Consider the following 24,944-nt stretch of genomic DNA (forward strand, 5'->3'; position numbering starts at 1 on the left):
ATCAGGGAAGAACTTCCGCAAGCTCGATCAAATTGCCGTATGGATCGCAGAAGAATGCGAGCCGGCGACTGATCGCCAGCAGGTCGAAAGGCTCGGTGGTGATGGTGACGCCGCGGGCACGTAGCGTTTGCACTGTCGTGTCGACACTTCCGACAGTGAGGCAAAAGTGATGGTAACCGGCATATTTCAGGCTATCGCCAAGGTCGGTATAGGGGCGGACATCAACTGGTGAAGGATCGCCTCCGCCCAAAATTTCGAGGTAAAAATGATCGTCGTTTGCGGGGGCGAGACATGCCAGTTTTTCGTCGGCATAATCCCATTCCGCAATAACCCGGAAATCAAGTTTTTCGACGTACCACCGCTTGACTGTTTCAAGGTCAGGAGTGCGGACAGCAACGTGATGGCCGCGCATATCGGCAAAGGGGGAGGCGGTGTTTTTGGCTGGAGGGATGAAGTCAGTCATGATCGGATCTCCTTGACGCGCCGGCAACAGCACCGGTTTACGAGGAGAAATCTGGACCTTTTTTATAAGTTCGATTAGATAGATAATGCTCTCATCAATGATGAATGAGGTTCATCAATGCGCGCTACTGAACTATCGGAACTGTCTGCCTTTGATGCGGTTGCACGCCACAAGAGTTTTCGGCGCGCAGCAGAAGAACGCGGGGTTACCGCTTCGGCAATCAGTCATGCGGTCAGCAACCTCGAGGCACGAGTCGGGTTGCGCTTGCTCAATCGAACCACACGCAGTGTTTCGTTGACCGATGCCGGCGCCATGTTGATTGCACAAGTGTCGCCTGCCTTTGGTGATATCGGATCTGCACTTGATGCGTTGAACCAATTTCGCGATACGCCTTTCGGGAAGGTCCGCATCAATGCACCAAGTTCAGTCGCGCCATTTGTTTTTCGCTCTGTCCTTGGGCCGTTGATCGCACAGAATCCCAACCTTGAACTGGAGGTGGTGGCGACCGACCAATTGGTTGATATCGTGGAAGAAGGTTTTGATGCGGGTATTCGCCTAGGCGAAAGTCTTCGTGATGGTATGACCGCAGTAAAGATTAAGCCGCGCCTGCGTTTTGCCGTCGTCGGGTCTCCCGATTATTTTGCGCGGCATGCGCTGCCCCATTCCCCGGATGACTTAAGCGATCACTTTTGCATCCGCAATATCTACCCCAATGGCACGCCTTATGCCTGGGAGTTTAGCCAGGCGGGTAAGACAATCGAGTTTCAACCGACCGGATCGCTCTCGCTTGACGACCACGAGCTTATGGTTGAGGCGGCTTTGTCCGGGACAGGTCTTGCCTACGTCTGGGAGGAACGAGCGCGCCCCTACATTGCCGATGGGAGGCTTGTGGAATGCCTTGCCTCATGGAGCGCGCCGGAGGACTGGTTATATCTGTACTATCCATCCCGCAGGCATATGGCTGCGGGATTGCGCGTGGTTATCGAGGCATTGCGTGTCTAATTCCCGCTACCCCTCTACGCCGTCAGGCTTGGCTGTTGTGTAAGGTTTGAGGATGAGTGAGGGGGAAAATCAGTTTGATCGAGGTGCCCAGTCCAAGGGTTGAGTGGATGTGGGCCTCTCCGCCACTTTGGCGAACGAACCCATAAACCATTGCCAAGCCAAGGCCCGCTCCACCATGTTCTTCACGGGTTGTGAAATAGGGTTCAAAAGCCTTGTCGACGGCTTCGGGTGTCATTCCGATACCTTCATCGGTCACATCAATGATCAGTACATCTTTGTCCGATGATGCGCCGATGGAGATCAGGCCACCCTTTGGCATTGCGGCGGCGGCATTCAGGCAAAGGTTGAGGATCGACTGCTCAAGAAGGGCAGGGTCAAGCGGAATGGTTGGCAATTCCTCGTTGAGATGAAGTGTAATACGGCACTTCGATCCAACGGCAATCTCGAGAATATCTGCCATGCCGCGCAACAGGCTGGCGACATCGATGTGCTGCGCGTGGATCGGTTGCTGGCTGCCGACCGTCAACATGCTCGAGGCAAGTGAGCGCCCGCGGTCGGCGGCTTTGCGAATACGGGTGATATGGCGTTTTTGACGGTCATTGAAACCGGCCTCGCGTTCCAGCAGGCCGAGACTGCCCGTTATGATGCCGATCATGTTTCCGACTTCGTGACTGACCTGATGGGTCATACGCATGATGCCATCCAGTCGCTGGGCCTTTACGGCTTCTGCTTCCTGGCGGTCCAGGGCGGTGACATCACGCGCCAGCATCACGATGCCGCCGTCCGGCTGGCGTGAGAGTGAGATTTCAATGACCTGCCCGTCAACGCGATGCCGGATAAAGATGCGGTCTATCAACGCGCCGCGGTCACTATCTGATGGCAACAAGGACGGATCGATTTCCGGAATGGGTTCCACAAAACGTCGCAATGGCAATTTGCGAGAGGAACCTGAGCGGCCAACAAGCTCGATAATCCGGCGGTTCATGGTAATCGGCCGGCCGCTCGGGTCAAACAGCGCAATGCCTTCATTCATGTTGCGGAAGGTTGAGCGGATGGTGCGGGCCGCAGCCTCTGCGGTGCGGCGCAGCCGTGAGACACGATCAACGCTGTCATGAAACGCGCGAAATGCGTCGAGCAGCTGAATCAGTTCCGTTTCCGGCCCGCGATAGGATGGCGGGCCAACATCCTTATCACCCTTGGCCAGCGCGTTCATGCCATTCGACAGCGTGACGATGCCGCGTGAGACACGCATGACCGAGCGAATGGAGAAAACCGCCATGACCAGCACCAGGAAGGACGCAAGCGCGACGATGACCAGCAGACGGCTGAGCGCATCGGACGTGGAAAGCAAATCCTCGTTCAGGCCACGGGCAATTGCATCGCTTTGGGTTTCGGTGGCGTGGGAAAGGTCACGCGACACGGTGTGAAGTTTGGCGACCGAGGCGCGTATTGCAAACATTTCAAGGAGATACTGAGTCTGTGCCTTGAAGACGCGCTCATAATGCAGCAGTTCGAAGGCGGCAAGGCGTTGGCCTGGATATCCTTCCTGACGGGCAGTTGTTTCCGAGACATAACGACGGCGCAGTTCGCCGAGCTGGAAAAGGCTGTCAGAGGTTGAGGCGGCTTGCACGATGCCGTTCATGCGTTGGCGCAGGTTGGGGTCCAGAATGCCTTTGCCGGTGGCGATTTCGCCAAGTGCGGCGGCAGCATCTGCCTTGTGAACCTGCGCTGCATCAGCATCCTTGACCAGATCGAGCGTCTGTGTGCGAATTTGCTGCAAGAGTTCCGCAATTCGGTCGCTGGCAAACCCCGGAATGCGTCGCTCGTCCTCTTTCGGTGTTATCATGGAGAGCAGGCTGTCGACCTGCTGCACCACCGAGCGGCTTTCGCTGGATACCCGGTAGGGCGAGGCGGCGTTCATCAAGAAGGGTGCGCTTGACACCAGATCCGACACCTGCCGCGAAACCAGCGATACCTTGCCGAGGCTGGAAAATGCCTGCACACCGTAAGCGGCCATCTCATCACGGGCCCTTTGCAAACCATATATGGCAATTGCCGAGAGGCTGAAGACCAGAACGCAGATAAACACAATCGCAAAAGGCAGGCGGAACGCAATCGACGACAGAAATGAACGATTGATCACGGGGACAGCTCGGCTTCGTCGGTATGCAGCACATATCCTTTGCCACGTCTTGTCTTGATATGGCGCGGCAAGTCCGGGTTTCGTTCGATTTTGCGGCGCAAGCGCAGAACCAGCACATCGACATTCCGGTCAATGTAGCGGTCGCTTTCGGAGCCCAGGCGGTCGAGGATTTGTGTGCGACTGACCGGCTGGTTCGGTGTTTCCGCCAGAATTTCAAGCAGCGCAAATTCCGCTGTTGTCAAAGTCTTGCTTCGATCAACAAGGCAAACGGCCTGATGGGCATCATGATCAAAAACCCAGTCCCCGAGATGTAGGGCTGAGCGACTGTGATCGCGTTCGCTGTCTTTTTCGTGTTTCAACGATGGAATGGTCCTGCGCAACACCGCCTTGATGCGCGCAGTCAGTTCGATTGGCTCGAAGGGTTTCACCACATAGTCGTCGGCGGCGGTTTCGAGGCCAAGCACCCTGTCTATGGCGCTGCCCGCTGCCGTTACCATGACAATGCCGATATCGACCTTTGTACGCAATCGCTGGGCAAAGGTCCGACCGGATGTGCCGGGCAGGTTATGGTCCACCAGCACGAGCTGCATGGTGTCCGTTGCCAAAATTGCGTCCGCTTCCTCGGCAGATCGCGCGCAGGTCGGCACCCAACCCTCAGCCTCGACCAGATCGGCAATAAGTTCGGACATGTCTGGATCGTCCTCGACGATCAGAATCTTTACCTTCTGATTGAGCACTGCGTATTCCTCCCACAGCTATCATAAGCACGCTCTTGGCGATCTTCAAAGCTTCGGTGATTATCGGAAATGTCATATTTGTAACAAATGTCATGTTGTTGGGCGCTTTGGTGAAAGATTGGTAACCATTCTTCGATTGCGGCGGCGGCAGTATCTGACATGCTATATGCGGAGATTGGAACGGGGAGGTTCCAAGCAGGGAGGCTCAATTGAGAGCAGTGACCGCTTTTGCGGCAAGCATGGTCGTGTGGCTGTGCGGCGCAGGCCATGGCATGGCCGAGTCGAAGTTGAACGTCCTGTGCGGCGTCGACGAGGCTTGGTGTGTGACCATGCAAAAAGCATTCGAAAGCAAGATGGGTGTCGAGATTTCGGTGGTTCGCAAGAGCACTGGCGAAATTCTCGATCAGATCCGCGCCGAACGTGCACATCCGACCATAGACGTGTGGTGGGGCGGTACTGGCGATACCCATTTGCAGGCCAGCTCGGAAGGTTTGCTCGAAGAATACCACCCCGCCAACCCGAATGACCTGTTGCCCTGGGCACAGAATTTTTATGCGATGTCAGGGTCGCGCTCGGCCGGAATTTATGCCGGTGCGTTGGGCTTTGCTTACAATACAGAACTGCTGGCTGAAGCGGGGCTGCCAGCGCCGACCTGCTGGAAAGATCTGGCAAAGGATATTTATCGCGGCCATATCCAATCGGGAAATCCGAATTCGTCGGGCACGGCGTTTACCTTGCTTGCCACGCTTGTGCAGCTGTTTGGAGAGGACGAAGCCTTCAGCTTCATGGCAAAACTTGATCGCAACGTCGTTGCCTACACCAAGGCAGGTTCAGCTCCGGTCAAGGCCGCCGCCCGGGGAGACGTGTTGATCGGAATTTCCTTCATGCATGATGCGGTGACGCAGAAGATTGAAGGGTTTCCGCTGGCAATCGTCGCGCCCTGTGAAGGGACCGGATATGAGATTGGTGCGGCCAGCATCATCAAGGGCGCGGCCAATCTGGCTCTTGCACGTGCCTTTGTCGACTACGCCTTGAGCCCGGAAGGGCAGGCAACCGGATTTCGCGCAGGTCAAAACCAGGTGCCATCCAATGCCAAGGCAAGCCTGCCGCTGACGGCGCCAGACATATCGATGATCAAGATGGTGGATTATGACTTTGCCACCTTCGGTCTGCCAGAAGAACGAAGTCGGCTGTTAGCCCGCTTCGACAATGAAATCCACCCGACGCAATAGGGTCGGCAATTCAAACAACAATAACAAATAGCGCAGCACTGCAAGTGCTGCGAACGGCAGCGCCATGTTCAAACGCTGTCCCCCATTCAGACGCAAGCTATAGGAGGATACCCATGCGACTGACTATACTGACCAGCCTGCTTTTTACCGGTACTGCACTTGCCACCACCGGCGCTCAGGCCGCAGGCGAGCTTAACCTGATTTGCTCGGCTGACGTTGTTATCTGTGAGCAGATGAAGGGCGACTTCGAGAAGTCCCATGACATCAAGGTCAACATGGTGCGCCTGTCGTCGGGCGAAACCTATGCCAAGGTTCGTGCAGAAGCGCGCAACCCGAAGACCGATATCTGGTGGGCCGGTACCGGCGATCCGCATATGCAGGCTGCATCTGAAAACCTGACGCTGGAATACAAATCGCCAATGCTTGACCAGTTGCAGGACTGGGCCGTGAAACAGGCAGAAAGCACCGGTTACAAGACAGTTGGCGTTTACGCCGGTGCGCTCGGTTGGGGCTACAACACAGAAATCTTCAAGTCCAAGGGTTACAAGGAGCCGCTGTGCTGGGCCGATCTTCTGGCACCGGAACTGAAGGGCGAAATCCAGATCGCCAACCCCAATTCCTCCGGCACAGCCTACACGGCACTCGCTTCACTGGTGCAGATCATGGGTGAAGACCAGGCCATCGACTATCTGAAGAAGCTCAACGCCAATATCTCGCAATACACCAAGTCGGGTTCTGCACCGGTCAAGGCGGCTGCGCGTGGCGAGACTGCGGTTGGTATCGTCTTCATGCATGATGCGGTGGCGCAGACGGCAGAAGGCTTCCCGGTCAAGTCGATCGCGCCATGTGAAGGTACCGGTTATGAGATCGGCTCCATGTCGATCATCAAGGGTGCCCGCAACCTCGACAATGCGAAGGTCTGGTACGACTGGGCGCTGCAGCCGGACGTGCAGTCTCGTATGAAGGATGCCAAGTCCTTCCAGTTGCCGTCCAACAAGACGGCCGAAGTGCCGAAGGAAGCGCCGAAGTTCGAGGATATCAAGCTGATTGACTACGACTTCAAGACCTATGGCGAACCTGTCAAGCGCAAGGCTCTCTTGGAGCGTTGGGATCGTGAAGTCGGCGCTGTCGCCAACTGATCCGAGACGTGACGGCCGATACCCCGACCTTTGGTTCGGGTATCGGCCTCAAGTTCATTCATCAGCATAAAAATAGCGAGGTTGGCCATGACGCGTGGCAATCGCAGGCTGGACGTTGTCCTGATGCTTGGGGCAGTGGCCCTGTTTCTTCTCCCCTGGTACCGCATCGAAGGCGGCTTCTACAGTTTTCGCTGGTTTTCGGAGTTCTTCTCCGCGTCCAGTAACGCGCCAGGTATTCTGCAAATTCTTGTCTACGGCAAGCCGTGGCTGATTGGCATTGCGCTGATCTTCGTTGGTGCATGTGCTGTCAGGCCAATCGCGGATCCAATGCGACGCGGCAAGCTGCTGGCATGGATCGGTGCGATAGGTCTGCTATTCCTTAGCCTACAGGGGCTGGCGATCGGTTTTACCGGCTGGACATGGACCATTAGCGAGACCCTGTTTGGCCAGCTGGCCGATGGTCAGCCGTCGATTGGTGCCGGTGGCGTCTTGATGTCGCTGGTCTTTGTGCTGTTGTTTGCTTTCGGTCTTGCCGAACGCGGCGTAATGAAGGGTGATGCCTTTGTCGTCGGTTCGATTTCGGTGCTGGTTTTCCTCGTTACCGTCTTCGTGTTCTATCCGATTGGCAGCATGCTGATTGCCTCGGTTCAGGACTTTGACGGTTCTTTTAATGCCGATGGTTTTATCCGCAATATCCAGGATCCAGGTATCTGGAGCCTTGGCTGTGTGCTCGGTGAAGAACGCTGCGGCGTCGCCTGGCGGACATTGTTCCTCGCCCTGATGACTGCGTTTGGCTCGACCGTGCTTGGGCTTGGTTTTGCGCTGGTCGCAACACGTACCCGTTTTCCGTTCAAGAGGGGGCTGCGTCTGCTGACGGTGTTGCCGATCATCACGCCACCTTTTGTTATCGGTCTTGCGCTGACGCTTCTGTTCGGTCGCGCCGGTGTTGTCACGCAGGGACTGTCTGATCTTTTTGGCATAGAGCCGGGTCGATGGCTTTATGGCCTGACCGGCATCTGGATTGCACAGGTTCTGTCCTTTACCCCCATTTCATTCCTTGTGCTGATTGGTGTTGTTGAGGGTGTAAGCCCATCGATGGAAGAAGCGTCGCAGACGCTGCGGGCCGATCGCTGGCGCACCTTCTGGCGCGTGTCGCTGCCGCTGATGAAGCCTGGCCTCGCCAACGCCTTCCTCATTGGTTTCATCGAAAGCATGGCCGATTTCGGCAATCCGCTGGTGCTGGGCGGTAGTCATGGCGTTCTGTCGACTGAAATATTCTTTGCAGTGGTCGGTTCGCAGAATGATCCGTCACGCGCAGCCGTTCTGGCGATCATCCTGCTCTGCTTCACACTGTCGGCTTTCCTTGCCCAGCGTCTCTGGCTTTCGGGCAAAAATTTCGCAACGGTTACCGGAAAGGGCGACAGCGGTGCCCACATTGCCCTGCCGCGCGGCCTGTCGATTGGTGTACACGCGGTTGTCGTTCCGTGGATGCTGTTCACCATCGTTGTTTACGGCATGATCCTGGTCGGTGGTTTCGTGAAGACCTGGGGTCTCGATAACTCTCTGACCTTCGCACACTATATCCGTGCCTTTTCGGTCAGTTTTGCTGACGGCTCCATCGCCTGGACAGGTGTCGCCTGGAATTCGTTCTGGACGACAATGGAGATTGCGTTGATTTCGGCGCCGCTGACTGCTGCTGTTGGCCTGCTGACAGCCTATATCATCGTCAGACAGAAATTTGCCGGTCGCAATATCTTTGAATTTGCCCTGATGATGAGCTTTGCCATTCCCGGTACGGTCATTGGCGTTAGCTATATCATGGCTTTCAACCTGCCTCCGGTGGAGTTGACCGGTTCGGCTCTGGTGCTGATTGCCTGTTTTGTTTTCCGTAACATGCCAGTTGGCGTGCGCGGCGGCATTGCAGCGATGAGCCAGCTCGACAAGAGCCTTGATGAAGCGTCGCTGACGTTGCGGGCCGACAGTTTCCGCACCATCAGAAAGGTCATCCTGCCATTGCTGCGTCCGGCCATCACGGCGGCGCTGGTCTACTCCTTCGTGCGTGCGATCACCTCGATCAGCGCCGTGATTTTCCTCGTCAGCGCGGAATACAACATGGCAACCTCCTACATCGTCGGTCTCGTTGAGAACGGTGAATATGGCGTGGCCATTGCCTACTCCTCAATGCTCATCGTGGTGATGATCACGGTCATTACCGGCTTCCAGCTGCTGGTCGGCGAGCGTCGTTTGCGACGTGAAAACCGTGTCGCAGGCCTGCAGCCAGCAAACTCCGTTCCTCTGTCTCAGGAGAAAACAGCATGATTTCCGTAAAACCCGGTTCCGTTACCTTTCAAAATGTTCGCAAGACCTTTGGTTCCTTCGTTGCCATTCAAGACCTGTCCCTCACCATTGAGCCGGGAACGCTGGTGACACTGCTTGGTCCATCCGGTTGCGGCAAAACGACAACGCTGCGCATGCTGGCGGGTCTTGAACACCCGACCGCCGGACGCATCTTGATTGGCGGCAAGGATGTCACCATGCTGCCTGCCAATGAACGTGACGTTTCCATGGTCTTCCAGTCCTATGCCCTGTTCCCGCATATGACCGCGCTCGACAATGTCGCTTATGGCCTGCAATCCTCAGGGTTACGTAAAGCAGAGGCGCGGGAAAAGGCTGAAGAAGGCCTGAAACTGGTTGGTCTTGCGGGTATGGGTCACCGTCTTCCCGCCGAGCTTTCAGGCGGTCAGCAACAGCGTGTTGCTGTTGCCCGCGCGCTGGTGCTTGAACCACAGGTGCTGCTGCTTGATGAGCCACTTTCCAACCTTGATGCGCGTCTGCGCCGCCGGGTCCGTACTGAAATTCGTGAGCTGCAGCAGCGTCTGGGTTTCACGGCGGTTTACGTGACGCATGATCAGGACGAGGCGCTGGCGGTCTCCGACCGCATCATCGTGATGAAAGATGGCGAGATCGCACAATCGGGCTCGCCACGCGAACTTTATGAAGCGCCAGCCTCATCCTTCATTGCCGACTTTATGGGCGAAGCGAATGTCATTGGTTGCGAAGTGGTTGGTATCGAAGGTCCAAATGCGCTGATCCGGGTCGGTGGTGTCGATCATCGTATACCGGCTCGTGATGCAAAAACCGGAACGGCACAACTGGCTGTTCGCCCCGGTTCTATTTCGATCGGGCAACCCGGCGGTCAAGGGTTGGCCGGTCGGGTGCTGCACAGCGCATATCTGGGCGGTCATGTCGAATATGAAGTCGAGACGGATGTCGGCACGCTGTTCATCATCGATCATGCGGTTGAAACCAGCCTTCCGCCGGCCAGTGATGTGACGCTCGGGTTCAAAAGCCGCGGCATTGCCTTGATCCAATCTTGAATTCAACCAAGTGCATAGGAATGATGAAATGACCAAGCATGATATCGGCCTCGATCAACGCTTCGAACTGGCGAAGTCTCTGGCCGCAGAAGCGGGCGCCTTGGCGCTCGATTACTTCAACAAGCGCGATACGCTTGTTGTCGAGACCAAACGCGATCTTCAGGACGTCGTGTCGATTGCCGACCGTAATGTCGAAACCTTTCTACGTGAAAGGGTGCTCGCGGCCATTCCGGAAGACAGCTTTCTGGGTGAAGAATTTGGTCTGCAGGACGGAACATCGGGTTACACCTGGGTGGTTGATCCGATCGATGGCACGGCGCCCTTTGTCAACGGCTTGCCAACATGGTGTGTATCGATTGCCGTGTTGCGTGGTGGTGTGCCAGTGATCGGTGTCATTCAGGTGCCTTGCATGAACGAAACCTACGCCGCAGCAGATGGCATGGGTGCGACGTTAAACGGTAAATCGCTCAAACTTGATCCAAGCCGCACCATCCAGAATTCAATGACCGGTATCAGTTCCAACACCATGGTGACGCCGGAACTGGTTGGCTCGATCATCACCGATCTGCTCGCCCGTGGCGGCAGTTTTATCCGCAACGGTTCGGGTGCCCTGATGCTGGCCTATGTCGCGGCCGGACGCCTCGTGGGATACTACGAACCTTATATGCGCGCCTGGGACTGCATGGCCGGTTTTTGCCTCGTGAAAGAAGCCGGTGGCCGCTTTATGCCATTCCCGGCAGAAGGTGAAGCGCTGCTGAGCGGCCATCCGGTTCTGGCTGGCAATGTCTCTGCCTATGATGAGCTGATAGCGCTGCACAACACGTGCTACGTCACGCCCGCTGCAGCCGTTGCGTAGGGCCAGGAACGGGAGATAGTCATTCACAGGATTGGCGATATCAAGCGCTGCTGCTTGCTTGCAATCAATGAACACGTGTGCAATATTGCACGCGTGTTCAAATCGATTTGATGGTGATCTCGTGGAAAGCTTGCATTACGCCGATACGCTTCAGGCTCGCGCCGATCTCTGCCGTGCGGTCATCCGCTCCGCCGGAGAGCTGGTTCTTAAGGGTTTTCATGGTGAGGCCGAGCGCAGTGTTTCGATGAAGGGTCCACAGGATTTTCTCACCGTGACGGATGCTGCTTCCGAGGCGCATATCCGCAGCATGATTGAAAAACATTTCCCGGATGATACCTTCTTTGGTGAAGAGGGTGGCGGAAATATCGGTGCCAAGGTCTGGGTCGTGGACCCTGTCGACGGGACTGCCAACTTTGCGCGGGGCATCCCGCATTTCTGCATTTCGATTGCCTATGTTGAAGATGGTCGAACAGAAATTGGGGCCATCTACAACCCGGCGCTAGACGAGCTTTATTTCGCCGTTCGCGGCGAAGGCGCGACACTCAATGGCAAGCCGATCAGTGCATCCGGAACCCAGCGTTTCGATGCCGCGTCCATCGAAATGGGATGGTCGACACGGGTATCCAACGATACCTATCTCGGTGTCGTCAAAAATCTGCTCGATATGGGGACCAATGTCCGACGTGCCGGATCAGGCGCACTTGCTCTGGCCTATGTCGCGGATGGCCGGTCAGACGGTTATCTTGAGCTACATATGAATTCCTGGGACTGCCTTGCCGGACTGCTGTTGGTCAGTGAGGCTGGAGGCGATGTCTGCCCGTTCCTGGAAATTGGCAGTCTTCGTGATGGCGGAGCAGTTCTGGCCGCCGCGCGTGGCGTCTCAGCAGGCGTAAGCAAGGCATCCGCCATTCCGCTGGCGGTGGTTGAAGCGAGCGGCGCGAGACCGGTTTCGTCGGTTGCCTGAATTAATTTGCAAAGATGAATGACGGTGCAAGCGCCGGTATGGAGGAATGGATTATGGACGGACCGGTTTATGCAAGACCCGCAATCAGCAAGATTGCCGAAGGTCTCGGGCCGCACAATGCCACGCTTTATATCGGTGGTAGTGATGGCGCGCGCGATATTGGTCTGCTGCGGCGCCACGGCATTACCACAGTTGTCAATTGCGCCGTCAATCTGGACATCAATCTGGTGCGGGGCGCCGACGAGGACGGTGATCTTCTCGCCACCGGTTACGGCGATATCCGTTATTACAAACTTGGCCTGATCGACGGGGAGGGAAGCCCCGATACGATGATGCTGGGTGCCTACTATATTCTGGATGGGGCTCTGCGCCAGACCATGCCGAAACGGGCGACCTATCCGTTCCCCGATGGCGGCAATGTACTCGTCAACTGCCGTAGTGGTCGCAGCCGGTCGGTGTCTCTGGTGGCGCTGTTTCTCCACAAACAACAGCCTGAACTTTATCCGACGCTTGATGATGCTGTTGCAGTCATCCGTGAGCGACGCGAATTGCGTCCGGACGAGTGGTTTGAGACCCCGAAACCGAGCCTTTATGAAGCGGCGCGGCGTGCATCCGACTGGATTGATCTCGTCGAAGGCCGAAAGAAGGCTTGATCATGGGTGTAAGACATTTCCCGCCGGTCGCTGTTATCGCAGACGCACATTTTCACGATACCTCGGCAGATTTTGGCTTTACCGGTATCAATGTGGATGGCCAGCAACTGACCATGCGAAGCTGGTCAGATACACGCCAATCGACCCGCGTTTTTAACGAAAGTGCGGACGCGCTGCGCGCTGCCCTTGATCAGGTGGCTGCCCGCAACATCCGCCATGTTGTGCTGCTTGGCGATTATACCGATGATGGCCAGCGTGCCACGACGGAAACGTTGCGCGGTTTGCTACAGGCCCATACCGATACCCATGGCACCGCCTTTTACGCTCTGCCGGGCAACCACGACATTTTTGGCCCGCAAGGTCGCCATCATCAAAAGGAATTCTTGGGGGAGGCGGGACGCAGCCTGTCGATAACAAGCAATCCAAGCACGGTTGATGACTGTGTGGCGTTCAGCGATGCCATGTATTGTGAAGGCTATCCGTCGGGCCTGAACCCGATGGCGGCATTCGGTTATTTTCGTCGTCCGGAATATCTGCACTGGGAGACACCCTTCGGCACAAGCGATGCTGCCGACGACCGGGTTTATACCGTGACCTCGCCTGATGGCAGCAATGTCTATCGCCTGATGGACGCCTCCTATCTTGTTGAACCGGAGCCGGGCCTTTGGTTGTTGATGATTGACGCCAACGTATTTGAACCGCTGGACGGGCAGTTCGAGCGTGGCGAGGAGGCTGCCTTTACCGACAGCACATCTGGCGGCTGGAATGCGATGCTCAGGTCCAAACGCTTCATTCTGAATTGGATTGCTGATGTCAGCCAACGGGCAAAGCAGCAGGGCAAGACGCTTATGGCGTTCTCGCATTACCCGGCGCTCGATCCGTTTGACGGAGCTTCCGGTGCCGAGGCGGTATTATTCGGCGAAACCAATGTCGTACGGCGCACGCCTGTGAAGGCTGTCGAGGATGCATTGCTCGCCGCTGGCGTCACGGTTCATTTCAGTGGCCATCTGCATGTGGAAGGTGTGACGAGACGAGGAGCCTCCGGCCGGAGCCTGACCAATGTTGCGGTCCCGTCACTGGTGGCTTTTCCGCCAGCCTTCAAGGTTGTACATGCCTCGATGACTGAGGTTGCGGTTGAAACCGTTGAAATGTCAGACTTGCCCGTCAACGATCTCCTATCGCAAGGATATGGTCGAGAGACCGATATCCGCGGCGAACAGCGTGATCTGGCCTTTACCGCCGGTCACTATGGTGACTTCCTGCGACAGCACAAACGCGCTTTGGTGCGGCATCGTTATTTCGTCAAGGAATGGCCCGCAGATATAGTTGCGGCAATCGGCAACAGGCCCGTCTGGGATGTGATCTCCTCGCTTGGTGTCACGGACGAGACTATGCCTATTCGATTTGATGGCTTGGCTGATCTGCCGATGTTTGAATTGATTGCAGATTGGTACTGTCTGCGACAGGGCGCGTCGCTGGCCTTGTCGCATATCGAGCCGGAAAGGTTGATGCTTTACCGTTCGCTGGCATCGAGGTTCGGGCGGGCTCCCGGAGTTCATGACGGCTCTCTCTCGAGTTTCCTTGGGATATTCTTCGGGGCTCTCGGGCTTTTTCTTGATCGTGCCGAAGGAGGAGCGCAGAATCTGGTTCTGTCGATCCCGACGGTTGGCGACGTCGTGCCGGCATAATTGTCGATATGAGGTGAGTGCATGGAATCGGCCATCGTAAGCATCAACCTGTTTGGCGCAGTCGCTCTGCTGCTCTTTGGTCTGCGTCAGATTAAGGACGGCATGTCTAGAGCGCTGGGTGCAAAGTTGCGGACCGGCCTTGCTGCCGGCACACGAAGCGGCCCTCGTTCATTTGCTGCCGGTTTCCTTGCAACCGTTGCGCTGCAAAGCTCGACAGCCACCGCCCTGATGGTCGCATCCTTCGTTGAGAAGGACATGATCGTGCCAGCAATGGCGCAGATCGTCATGCTTGGTGCAAACATTGGAACAGCGACCACGGCGTGGATCGTTGCCTTGGGTCTCGGTTGGTTGTCGCCGCTGCTGATCCTGGCCGGTGTCGTGTTGATGCGCATGACCTCGTCAGCCAAGCAGGGCGCTGGCACGGCGCTTGTGGGTGTCGGTCTCATGCTCTTGTCGCTGCATTTGCTGTCTGCGGCCACCGATCCGCTGCGTCAGTCGCCAGTACTCAATCTTTTCATCACCATGCTGGGTAATGCCTGGCCGGTTGCTTTGATGTTTTCAGCAGGTCTTGCTGTGCTGGCGTCGTCCAGCCTCGCGGTCGTTATTCTGATCCTGTCTTTGGCTGCGAGCGGCAGTATCGATTCCAGTCTGGTGATTGTGCTGGTGCTTGGCGCTAATCTCGGCGGTGCCGTGCCGCCAGTTCTGGCGACCATGAAGGCATCGATTGCCGCAAGGCGTGTGACGATTGGCAACCTCATCATTCGCGCCATTGGTTGCGCCGTTGCCATGCCACTTGCCGGTTATGGTGCCGCGATTTTGGAACTTCCCTATTTTTCGCACCAGCAGCTCGCAGTTGATGCGCATCTTCTGTTCAACATTGCCGTGGCGCTGATTGCCTGGCCATTGTCACCGTTCATTTTGCGACTGACAGCGGCCATCCTGCCGGACAAAAAAACCGGCGATGATCATCGCAGCTTCCTTGATAGTCATGATCTCGACCAGCCGGTTGCAGCTCTTGCCGGTGCCAGCCGCGAAGTGATGCTGGTTGGCGATCTGGTTGAGCGCATGTTGCGTCAGGCTGCAGAAGCAATGCGCCGTAACGACCTTTCGCAACTGAGTGAAATCAGTGCACTTGAAGGGCGCGTCGACCGAATTCAGCATGAAATCAAGGTGTTCGTGTCGCGGGTCGGGCAAGGGCAGTTGAGCGATGAGGATTATCGTCGTTCAATGGATATCGTTGAATATGCAATCAATCTTGAGCATATCGGCGACATCATCGAAAAGGGCATCCGGCCGGAAATTGCCAAGAAGGTTAGCCTTGGTTTGACCTTCTCTGAAGACGGCCAGCAGGAATTGCTGCGCCTGTTCACCATCACGCTCGACAATCTGCGCATGGCCCAGACGGTTTTTTCGACGAAAAATTCTGAACTGGCGCGCCGTCTCGTCGAAGTGAAGGAAGATGTTCGTCGACTGGAAAAGCAGTCATCCGCCCGCCATTTGCAGCGCCTGCGGGACGGCAGGGCCGACAGTATCCAGACGAGTTCTCTGCATCTCGATTTGTTGCGAGACCTCAAGCGCATCAATGCCCATGTCGTGGCGGTGGCGCTTCCCATTCTCGATGATAGCGGCCTGCTTAACGAAAGCCGTATCCGGCAAGTCAATTAACGCATGAAAGCCAGTTAACGGGCGGTTGTCCGCTCCACCATGCTGACCGGTACGACCTGCAATCTGGTTTCCGGTTCGTCGCTGTCGAGCGCGGTCAGGACCTTTTCAGTCAGCGCATCAAAGGACTGGGCGATGGTGGTGAGCTGATAACTTTTCCAGCCGGCCTGGGGGATGTCGTCAAAACCGACAACCGAAAGATCCTGCGGTACGCGGCGCTTCATTTCCAATCGGGCGGCGTCGAGGAAACCGAGCGCCAGCAGGTCGGTGACGCAGAATGCGCCATCTATATCCTTGTCTTTCAGCAATTCACAACCGGCCTGATAACCGCTGTCATAACTGGTTGGACCGTTAGACCAACTGACAACTTCAATGTCTTCGCTGTCCATCCGTTTGGTAAAGGCCTTGGCGCGGCGAAGCTGTGCCGGGGTCTGGCTGCCACTGGTGACGACGGCAACTTTTTTGCATTTCGCAGCCCGCAGCCGCATTGCCGCCAGATCGGCGCCGTGTGAATCGTCACTGAGAACGATATTGGTGTCGGTGCGGTCCACGCTCTGGTTGATCAGGATAAGACGCACGCCATTGGCAATACATTCATCCACGATCGAGGCCGGTGGTTCACCTGACAGTACAACGATTGCCTGCGCACGGAACTCAAAAAGCAGTTCGATCAGCGGTGCGATATCTTTGCGTGCATCAGCGGCGTTCAAAAGAAGGCACTGTGAACCACGACGCAAAAGCGCAAGGCTTAAAGCATCGAGTTGTTTGGAAATGAACGGCGAACTGAGATTGGCACCGACCACACCAATGAGATTGGAACGATCATTGTTCAAACCCTGCGCCAGACGATTGACGCGGTAGCCAAGATCTTGCGCCGCTTTCAGAACCTTCTTGCGCACCGCTTTCGACACGCTGCCGCCCGGGGTGAATGTTCGTGATACGGCCGAGCGAGATACGCCAGCCCGTTTTGCCACTTCTTCCGCCGTTACAAAGCCTCGGGCCATGCATTCCCCCTGATATTTTTCACTTCATCACAGGCCACAAAGTTGGGGTTTTTCCAATCCCCAAAATGTCGAAACACGCGTTTGTGGTGCGAGAATTTCTCGTAACGCGTGGTCCGGCACGTCCATTGTGACGTCTCTGTTCAACTCTGTCACAGACACGCGTGATGTCATTTTTATCTGACGGGCTTTCCCTCTGATCACGTGTGCAATAAATATCCAAAATATACATAAAATAATCAAGCAAAATCAATTAATTATAATATTGATCACGTGTGCAATTTTATCATTGACAAAACCTTCATGAGGATTGATCATCCAACCATAGTCGAAGGCAGTGGGGCTCAAAATCCATGCCTTGGATAAGCAGGAGCGCCCCTGATTGGGCGTTCACCAAGGCTGACGGGTCGGGAGTCCCGTCGGGAGGATTGAATACATTGCTGATGCCCACAGTGCCCAAAATCGTATTTACGCGATTTGGGTGGAGGGATTTTGCGCGCTTTTCATCGAGTGGCGCATGACATCGCAATGGAAGGCCTGGGGAGGAATGATGGCTCTTCTAAGTGACACAAACAAAGCCGATGCGGTGGAGCAACGCGCCATAGGTGCACCTTCAGCGTGGCAGGCTTGGCGCTATCGGCTGAAGATTGCGCTGCGAGAGCCGACGACATTGATCGGCGTTTTGACCGCCTTGCTGTTCACCTATCTGATTGTCGTGCCGATCATATCGATCGTGCTGGATTCTGTGCGGGTGCAGTTTGGTCATGAGCGTCGGCTTGGCAAGGATGTCGGCGATCTCACGATGTATTATCTCGACCGGGCGTTTTTCTCGCCGGTCGCAACGGACCTGTTCTGGCGGCCGCTGGCCAACACGCTGACAGTGGCGCTAGGCGCAATTTCCCTGTCGCTGGTAATTGGCACCGTGCTGGCTTGGCTGATCAGCCGCACCGACATGTTTGGCCGTCGCTGGTTCGCGACTGCGCTGATCGTGCCTTACATGTTGCCTGCATGGACATTCGCGCTGGCCTGGACAACCCTGTTCAAAAACCGCACCGTGGGTGGCCAGCCGGGCTGGTTTGAGGCCATGGGCCTAACCCCGCCGGACTGGGTTGCCTATGGGCGTTTTCCAATCACCATCATTCTGGCCCTGCATTACACGCCGTTTGTCATCCTGCTGTTTGGTTCTGCCTTGCGCCGGTTTGACTCGCAGCTTGAAGACTCGGCCCGTATTCTCGGTGCGCGTCGTTATCAGGTTGCCATCCAGATCATCATGCCGTTGATGCGCCCGGCGCTTCTGTCATCGATGGTGCTGATTTTTGCAAAGTGCCTTGGCGAGTTTGGTGTGCCCTACGTTCTGGGTCTGCCAGTGAAGTTCGAAGTGCTGTCAACGTCGTTGTTCCGCAGTATCGCCTCGCGCCAGACGGGTGTTGCCGGTGTGGTTGCCGCATCGATCATGTTGATCGGTATCATCACCTTGATGATTGATGCACGGCTGGTGCGGGAAGCACGTCGTTTCGTGACGATCGGTTCCAAGGGATCAATGAACCGCCAGAACCGCCTCGGCAAACTTCGCCTTCCGGCAACCGGGTTTGCTGCGGCCGTCTTTATCTTGAGCGTTGGCATGCCGTTGCTCACGCTGGTTCTGTCGACTGTCATGAAGGTGCCTGCGCGTTTCACCTTCGACAACTTCACCCTCGATTACTGGATCGGCACCAACCTGCACACGGTTGCGCTGCAGACAGGCGTGCTATTGAGCCCTGATCTGTGGGCGGCTGCCAAAAACACCATGATGATCGTTGGTTTCGCATCACTGACTTCAGGTGTGCTTGGTCTGCTGGTCGGTTATGTGGTTATCCGTACACCAGTGCGCAGTCTGTCGGTCTATTTGCGTCAGGTAACCTTCCTGCCATATCTGGTGCCGGGCATTGCCTTTGCGGCGGCCTATCTTTCGCTGTTTGCGGTACCGCGTGGTCCAATGCCTGCGCTTTATGGCACGGTGACCATCCTGATACTGGCGCTGATTGCTGATCAGATGCCCTATGCGTCGCGTGCCGGTATTTCCGCCATGACGCAGCTGGGCAAGGATCCGGAAGAAGCGGCACAGGTTGCTGGTGCTGGCTGGTTCCGCCGCATGATCTCCATCGTGATTCCGATTCAGAAGGGCTCACTGGTTACCGGCGTGCTGCTGCCCTTCATCTCGGGCATCAAGGGCCTCAGCCTCTTCGTGATCCTGGCGGTACCGAGCACTGATGTTCTGACCACCTTTTCCCTGCGACTGGTCGACTACCACTACACCCAGGCAGCCAATGCCGTGGTGTTGATCATTGCCGCAATTGCCTATTTCGGCACGCTGTTGGCCCAGAAGCTGACACGCACAAATCTTGCAGAAGGACTTGGAAGCTAATGCCTACAATCAACCTGCGCGGCGCGCAGAAAAACTATGGTGTGAACTCCGCAAACGCGGTTGCCGATCTTGATCTGGAAATCCGCGACGGCGAATTCATGTGCCTGCTCGGTCCTTCTGGCTGCGGCAAGACCACGACCCTTCGCATGATTGCGGGGCTGGAAAACCTGTCGGGTGGCGAGATCAGGGTAGGAGAACGGGTGGTCGACTCCGTACAACAGGGCGTCTTTGTACCACCGGAAAAGCGTGAAATGGGTCTGGTGTTCCAGAGCTATGCGCTGTGGCCGCACCTGACGATCGAGCGCAATACCGATTTTGGTTTGAGACTGCGCAACTTGCCGAAGGCCGAACGCGAAGCGCGGGTAGAGCGCGTCATGCAGGCTCTCGATATTGCCAAGTATCGTGATCGTTACCCGTCGCAGCTGTCCGGTGGTCAGCAACAGCGTGTTGCGCTGGCTCGTATGCTGGCGGTCAATCCGGGCGTGCTTTTGCTCGATGAGCCATTGTCCAACCTTGATGCGCGCCTGCGACTTGAAATGCGTGCTGAGCTGAAACGTCTGCACAACGAGTTCAAGACGACGATTGTTTTCGTGACCCATGACCAGTGGGAAGCGATGACACTGGCAACGACGATTGCTGTGATGAACGAAGGCACATTGCAGCAGATGGGTACACCAAACGATATCTATGATCGTCCGGCAAACCGTTTCGTTGCCGAATTCGTCGGTAGCCCGCCAATTAATATTCTGACCTTCGGCAAACCGGGCGTGTCTGACATTGCCGACAAGGCCGAAGCCTATTTCGCGAAGAATTACCCGAAACTGCGCGGCATCGGTTCGGTTGGTATCCGGCCGGAAGCGCTGGAATACACCTCAAAACAGAAGTCTGTGCCGGAAAACAATTTCGGCGTGGAGATGACCGTTACTGGCGTACTGCCAACCGGTGGCAGCTGGATCCTCGAATTGAAGAGCCAGAACCACACGCTGTTTTTGACGACGCATGCCCTGCCACGGATCGACAGCGGCGAGCGGGTATTTGTGCACGCGCCGCCGGAAGCCCTGCATGTCTTCGACGCGGATGGGCGTCGGGTCAACGAGGCGGACACGGTGCTGAGGAAGAATAGTTACAACTGAAATTCACTGATCATTGGGGCGCTTGCTGGAGGAGAAGCAGTATGAAGCGTAACGTGAAGGGATGCATGGGCCGTTTTTTGTTAACGGCCGCGGTTTTGACAACGCTGGGGGGCGTGGTGAAGGCGGAGGAGCCTTTTAACCTCGATGCCCTGGTTGAGGCCGCAAAAAAAGAAAAGCCGATCACTGTCTATGACAGCACCGGCAAGATTGTCGAAATGGCTGCAAACTTTGCCAAAAAATACGGACTTTCCGCCGAAGGTTCGAAGGTCAAGGCAACAGCACAGCTTGAGATGATCATTCGTGAGGCGCGTGCCAACAATATTCAGGGCGACGTGTCGATTATCAGCGATGCTCCAGCCGCCATGGCGCAGCTGATACCTCAAGGATTTGCGGAAAGCTGGCTGCCACCGGATCTCGCAGACAAGATCCCTGCAGAATACCAGTCGCCGTTGACCGTGGTGAACAGCGCCAATGTATGGGCCTACAACACTGAACTGTTCGACAAATGCCCTGTCACCAACATCTGGGAGCTGACCGAGCCAAAGTGGAAGGGCAAGGTTGCTATGCAGGACCCGCTCGGCAAGGCTTCCTACGTCGACTGGTTCAACCAGATGGCCAAACACGGCGATGACAAGGTCGCAGCCGCTTACAAGGAATTCTACGGCAAAGACCTTGAAAAGGGCGAGGAAACGGCAACGGCAGCTTGGATCAAGGCGCTCGCAGCGAATGCTCCGCTTCTGACCGACGCCGATGCGGCGGCTGCAGATGCGGTGGGTGCACCGGGCCAGTCTGAGCCATTCATGGGGCTGATCAGCTCTGCCAAGTTCCGCGACAATGCCGACAAGGACATGAAACTCGGCCTCTGCAAGGATTTGAAACCATGGCTCGGCTGGCTTTATCCCGGCGTTGGCCTGATCACCAAGGGCACGGACAGTCCGAACGCTGCCAAGCTTTTCATGCATTACGTGATGACTGCTGAAGGCATCGCACCGCAGGCAATCGACGGAAAGATGTCCACCAACCGTGATGTCAGCCTGCCTTCGGACGAGCCTTCCGGCATTGGCGCGGTTCTTGATCAGGTGCTGCCGTACAGCATGGCAAGCGCTCTCGAAGATTGGGATGCGCGCGAGGACTGGCAGGATTTCTGGCGGATGAATTACCGAAAATGAATGGCGATGTGGAGTTGATATCATGACCCAAACCAAACGAACCAAGCTTGATCGGCGCAAATCGGCGGTATCCGCCGTTGCACTGCTGGTTGCAACAGCTCTCAGTGGCGCGGCCCATGCTGAAGATGCCTTTAATCTTGACGCGCTGATCGATGCGGCTAAAAAGGAACCACCGATCACCGTTTATGCTGTCACCGGCAAAATCGTTGATACCGCGAAGTCTTTCACCGAAAAGTATGGTGTTCAGGCCAGCGGCAAAAAGGTGAACGAAGCAACGCAGATCGAACTGATGATCCGCGAGCACCAAGCCGGTAATATCGTTGGTGACGTCAGTGTCGCCACCGATGTGGCCTCCGCCATGGGCGAGTTGCTGCCACAGGGTATCGTTAGCAGCTGGACGCCACCGGATCTGACGAACGACATTTCCAAAAAGCTGCGCGATCCGCTTGTTGTCGTCTCAGACCCTCATGTGTGGACATATAACACCGAAAAATACGACAAGTGCCCGGTCAGCAATATCTGGCAACTGACGGAACCGCAGTGGAAGGGCAAGCTTGCTATGCTCGACCTCTTCGACAAGCCGCTTTATGCCGACTGGTTCAACCAGATCGAGACCCATCACGATGAGGATGTCGCCAAGGCCTATGAAGCGCTTTACGGCAAACCGCTTGATACGACCAATCAGACGGCGACGGCCTCCTGGGTGAAGGCATTTGCGGAAAATGCGCCGCTATTGTCGGATTCTTCGACCGTGGCAGAAGCTGCCGGGGCGCCGGGACAGGCCGAACCTTTCTTCGTGATCACGTCCACGGCAAAATACCGTGACAATGAATCCAAGGGCCTGAAGCTTGGTCTTTGCACTGGCGTACAGCCCTTTACCGGCTTTCTGTATCCCGGTTTTGGTCTGATTGCAGGCCAGACGAAAAGCCCCAACGCCGCAAAACTCTTTGTACGCTACCTGATGACTGAAGAGGGCATCGCTCCGCAAATCGCCGACGGCAAGATATCGGGCAACTCGAAGATTGGCCTGCCAGCAGATGAGCCATCGGGCATCGCCAAGCATCTCGACGAGCTGATGGCATTTGATGCGAGCACCGCTGCTGAGGACCTGGACAAGCGTGAAAGCTGGCAGGATTTCTGGCGGGTCAACTACAAAAAATGAAGCACGGGGCAGGCGGGAGGCCTGCCCTATTTTCCTTGGGAGGGGAAGTCATGCGCAATGGAAAGCATATGATGCGGGTGCTGCTGGCCACCAGCCTTTTGGCGGGTGTCTCAGCGGGATCTTTGCGGGCCGAAGAAGCCTTTGATCTCGATGCTCTGGTCGCTGCGGCCAAGCAGGAAAAACCAATCAACATCTACGACAGCACAGGCAAGATCGTCGAGATGGCCGAGAACTTCAGCAACAAATATGGGCTGAAGGTGACCGGCATGAAGGTGTCTGCCAATAGCCAGCTCGAAATGATTATTCGTGAAAGCCAATCCAGCAATGTGCAGGGTGATGTGGTGCTGATCACCGACGCACCGGCTGCCCTTGCGCAGCTTTTGCCGGAAGGTTTTGTCGAGAATTATCTGCCCGGCGATATGGCGTCAAAAATTCCTGAGGAGTTTCAGGACCCATTGGCCATTTCGACCAATGCCAACGTCTGGGCCTACAATACCGAGGCTTACGACAAGTGCCCGGTCAGCAATATCTGGGAACTGACGGAGACAAAGTGGAAGGGCAAGGTTGCTCTGGTCGATCCGCTTACCAAGGGCACCTACACCGATTGGTTCAACCAGCTTGAAACACACGGCAACGACAAGGTCGCCGCCGCTTACAAAGCGCATTTCGGCAAGGATCTGGAAACGTCAGAGAAAAGCGCCGCTGCCGCATGGATCAAGGCACTGGCACAAAATGCGCCACTTGCCACCGATGGCGACGACCCGGTGGCTGAAGCCGTTGGTGCTGCTGGCCAGAAAGAACCGTTCATTGGGCTGCTAAGCTCTGCCAAGTTTCGCGATAATGGAGACAAGGGATATAAGCTCGGCGTGTGTGCCGACCTCGATCCGTGGGTGGGCTGGACCTACATCAAGCTTGGTCTGATTGCCTCCAAAACGAAAAGCCCCAACACCGCCAAGCTCTTTGTCCATTACATTCTGACGGAAGAAGGCATTACACCGCAGATGAAGGACGGGAAAATCCCGACCAATACCGACATCAAGGTGCCGGATGATGAGCCATCGGGTCTTGCAAAGGTCGCCGATAAGCTACTCGGCTATCGTTCGGCAACCGGCCTCGACGACTTTGATCGTCGTGAAGAGTGGCAGGACTTCTGGCGGGTCAATTACAAGAAGTAACGTTGTCCGGCGCGGTTTTGGCCGCGCCGGCTTTTCCATCGCAAAGAGGTAAAACATACATGTCGACCGACAAGAATTCCACCAGCCCGCAGCCTGCTTCAGAGGATGCACTTGCCCGATCCCGACGATTGATGGAGCTTGCGAAATCAGCGGCACTTGCAGTTCGTGCGCCGCTTCTGGAGGCTTTTCGGTCGAACATGACGATTGATTACAAAGTCGATCTGCATGACATTGTGACAGTCCATGACAAACGGGCCGAGGCGACGATCCGTGCCTTCATTCTGGAGCGTGAGCCTAATTCGGCGATCATGGGTGAGGAAGGTGGCCAGATCGGTTCAGGTGACATCCAGTGGTATGTCGACCCGATTGATGGCACCGCAAATTTTGCCCGCGGTCTGGCATTCTGGTGCGTGTCGATTGCAGCTGTCATTGACGGTGAGGTGGTTGCCGGCGCGATACTGGACCCGATGGCAGATCTGATGTTTGCCGCCGATCTTGAATTTGCCTATCTCAATGATGAGGCGATCCGTTCCCGTTCGGTTGCCGATGAGGCCAAGGCAACCCTGATTACCGGTTATCCGGTTTCGCGTGACTTCCGTCTGGACGGCAAGGAGGTAGCTCTCGCCAATTTTGGGGTGCTGGTAGAGACCTTTTCGACGCTGCGTCGTCCGGGCAGTGCAGCCCTCAGTATCGCCCATGTCGCAGTCGGTTGGGCTGATGCCGCCACCGGGTTTGGGGTCAATGCCTGGGACGTGGCAGCGGCCACGCTTATTCTCAAAAATGCCGGTGGCCAGTATGAGCCGCTGACGCTGGGCAAGGTGGCGCCGGGTTCACTCGATTTTCTGTGCCCCGGTTACATCGCAACAGGCGAAGGTGCGAACTATCCGGCGCTTGAGCATGTTGCCCGTTCCATTTCGGAAACCCGTATCGCCAAGGCTAGCCAGATACAGACATCGACCCGGGTCGGATAATCGGGTTGAAGCA

At 56.1% G+C, this 24,944-nt stretch carries 20 protein-coding genes; 16 read left to right on the top strand and 4 right to left on the bottom strand.

Translation table 11 applies throughout. The annotated features are described in order from the left end of the window. Position 1 precedes the first annotated feature (1 nt). On the bottom strand, positions 2 to 463 hold the full coding sequence (locus HGO37_RS17185) for a VOC family protein (protein ID WP_250984388.1): 462 nt from the start codon (positions 461 to 463) through the stop codon (positions 2 to 4). Positions 464 to 580: 117 nt separating this feature from the next. Here HGO37_RS17185 and HGO37_RS17190 point away from each other — a divergent pair, with 117 nt between their 5' ends. After that, positions 581 to 1,465: a LysR family transcriptional regulator gene (locus HGO37_RS17190; RefSeq protein ID WP_250984389.1), complete on the top strand. Its 885-nt coding sequence runs from the start codon at positions 581 to 583 to the stop codon at positions 1,463 to 1,465. Positions 1,466 to 1,487: 22 nt separating this feature from the next. Here the strand turns inward: HGO37_RS17190 and HGO37_RS17195 are convergent, their stop codons facing one another. Both HGO37_RS17195 and HGO37_RS17200 read right to left on the bottom strand, forming a co-directional pair. Continuing rightward, positions 1,488 to 3,608, bottom strand: coding sequence for a sensor histidine kinase (locus tag HGO37_RS17195; RefSeq protein ID WP_250984390.1), 2,121 nt, complete (start codon positions 3,606 to 3,608; stop codon positions 1,488 to 1,490). Next, positions 3,605 to 4,345 carry a response regulator transcription factor gene (locus HGO37_RS17200; protein ID WP_192489858.1) on the bottom strand — a complete coding sequence of 247 codons (741 nt, stop codon included), beginning with the start codon at positions 4,343 to 4,345 and terminating at the stop codon, positions 3,605 to 3,607. Before HGO37_RS17200 ends, HGO37_RS17195 begins: the two co-directional genes overlap by 4 nt. A gap of 209 nt (positions 4,346 to 4,554) precedes the next feature. On the opposite strand from HGO37_RS17200, the gene HGO37_RS17205 reads away from it, so the two are divergent. The 9 genes from HGO37_RS17205 (at position 4,555) to HGO37_RS17245 (ending at position 15,919) form a co-directional block, all read left to right on the top strand. Further along, entirely contained in the window at positions 4,555 to 5,577 is a 1,023-nt protein-coding gene (locus HGO37_RS17205; protein WP_502941427.1) for an ABC transporter substrate-binding protein, read from the top strand. 113 nt (positions 5,578 to 5,690) lie between these two features. Beyond that, positions 5,691 to 6,716: an ABC transporter substrate-binding protein gene (locus HGO37_RS17210; protein WP_250984391.1), complete on the top strand. Its 1,026-nt coding sequence runs from the start codon at positions 5,691 to 5,693 to the stop codon at positions 6,714 to 6,716. A gap of 87 nt (positions 6,717 to 6,803) precedes the next feature. Next, positions 6,804 to 9,035 (top strand): ABC transporter permease, encoded by a 2,232-nt coding sequence (locus tag HGO37_RS17215; protein WP_250984392.1) that lies wholly within the window; start codon positions 6,804 to 6,806, stop codon positions 9,033 to 9,035. Further along, positions 9,032 to 10,093 carry an ABC transporter ATP-binding protein gene (locus tag HGO37_RS17220; RefSeq protein ID WP_250984393.1) on the top strand — a complete coding sequence of 354 codons (1,062 nt, stop codon included), beginning with the start codon at positions 9,032 to 9,034 and terminating at the stop codon, positions 10,091 to 10,093. The genes HGO37_RS17215 and HGO37_RS17220 overlap by 4 nt, the downstream gene beginning before the upstream one ends. A 28-nt stretch (positions 10,094 to 10,121) precedes the next feature. Beyond that, on the top strand, positions 10,122 to 10,949 hold the full coding sequence (locus HGO37_RS17225; RefSeq protein WP_250984394.1) for an inositol monophosphatase family protein: 828 nt from the start codon (positions 10,122 to 10,124) through the stop codon (positions 10,947 to 10,949). Between the two features lie 121 nt (positions 10,950 to 11,070). Further along, positions 11,071 to 11,913: an inositol monophosphatase family protein gene (locus HGO37_RS17230; RefSeq protein ID WP_250984395.1), complete on the top strand. Its 843-nt coding sequence runs from the start codon at positions 11,071 to 11,073 to the stop codon at positions 11,911 to 11,913. A 53-nt stretch (positions 11,914 to 11,966) separates the two neighbouring features. Then, a complete protein-coding gene (locus HGO37_RS17235) occupies positions 11,967 to 12,566 on the top strand; it encodes a dual specificity protein phosphatase family protein (protein WP_250984396.1) in 600 nt (199 codons plus the stop codon). A gap of 2 nt (positions 12,567 to 12,568) precedes the next feature. Further along, positions 12,569 to 14,254: a metallophosphoesterase family protein gene (locus HGO37_RS17240; protein WP_250984397.1), complete on the top strand. Its 1,686-nt coding sequence runs from the start codon at positions 12,569 to 12,571 to the stop codon at positions 14,252 to 14,254. 21 nt (positions 14,255 to 14,275) lie between these two features. Then, positions 14,276 to 15,919, top strand: coding sequence for a Na/Pi cotransporter family protein (locus tag HGO37_RS17245; RefSeq protein ID WP_250984398.1), 1,644 nt, complete (start codon positions 14,276 to 14,278; stop codon positions 15,917 to 15,919). Positions 15,920 to 15,933: 14 nt separating this feature from the next. Here the strand turns inward: HGO37_RS17245 and HGO37_RS17250 are convergent, their stop codons facing one another. Further along, positions 15,934 to 16,920 (bottom strand): LacI family DNA-binding transcriptional regulator, encoded by a 987-nt coding sequence (locus HGO37_RS17250; RefSeq protein WP_250984399.1) that lies wholly within the window; start codon positions 16,918 to 16,920, stop codon positions 15,934 to 15,936. 547 nt (positions 16,921 to 17,467) lie between these two features. On the opposite strand from HGO37_RS17250, the gene HGO37_RS17255 reads away from it, so the two are divergent. Genes HGO37_RS17255 through HGO37_RS17280 form a run of 6 tightly spaced genes read left to right on the top strand, consistent with a single transcriptional unit; the run spans position 17,468 to position 24,931 of the window. After that, the gene (locus HGO37_RS17255) at positions 17,468 to 19,321 is read left to right on the top strand and encodes an ABC transporter permease (protein WP_250984605.1); all 1,854 of its coding nucleotides are present in this window, start codon (positions 17,468 to 17,470) and stop codon (positions 19,319 to 19,321) included. Continuing rightward, entirely contained in the window at positions 19,321 to 20,454 is a 1,134-nt protein-coding gene (locus tag HGO37_RS17260) for an ABC transporter ATP-binding protein (RefSeq protein WP_250984400.1), read from the top strand. The genes HGO37_RS17255 and HGO37_RS17260 overlap by 1 nt, the downstream gene beginning before the upstream one ends. 41 nt (positions 20,455 to 20,495) lie before the next feature. Beyond that, on the top strand, positions 20,496 to 21,623 hold the full coding sequence (locus tag HGO37_RS17265; protein WP_250984401.1) for an ABC transporter substrate-binding protein: 1,128 nt from the start codon (positions 20,496 to 20,498) through the stop codon (positions 21,621 to 21,623). 22 nt (positions 21,624 to 21,645) lie between these two features. Then, on the top strand, positions 21,646 to 22,785 hold the full coding sequence (locus HGO37_RS17270; RefSeq protein WP_250984402.1) for an ABC transporter substrate-binding protein: 1,140 nt from the start codon (positions 21,646 to 21,648) through the stop codon (positions 22,783 to 22,785). Positions 22,786 to 22,835: 50 nt separating this feature from the next. Then, positions 22,836 to 23,960, top strand: coding sequence for an ABC transporter substrate-binding protein (locus tag HGO37_RS17275; RefSeq protein WP_405049452.1), 1,125 nt, complete (start codon positions 22,836 to 22,838; stop codon positions 23,958 to 23,960). 59 nt (positions 23,961 to 24,019) lie between these two features. Continuing rightward, positions 24,020 to 24,931, top strand: coding sequence for an inositol monophosphatase family protein (locus HGO37_RS17280; protein WP_250984403.1), 912 nt, complete (start codon positions 24,020 to 24,022; stop codon positions 24,929 to 24,931). The last annotated feature ends 13 nt before the right edge of the window (positions 24,932 to 24,944 follow it).

Origin of the sequence: Rhizobium sp. CG4 (assembly GCF_023701965.1) — a bacterium.
Classification (GTDB): Bacteria; Pseudomonadota; Alphaproteobacteria; order Rhizobiales; family Rhizobiaceae; genus Agrobacterium.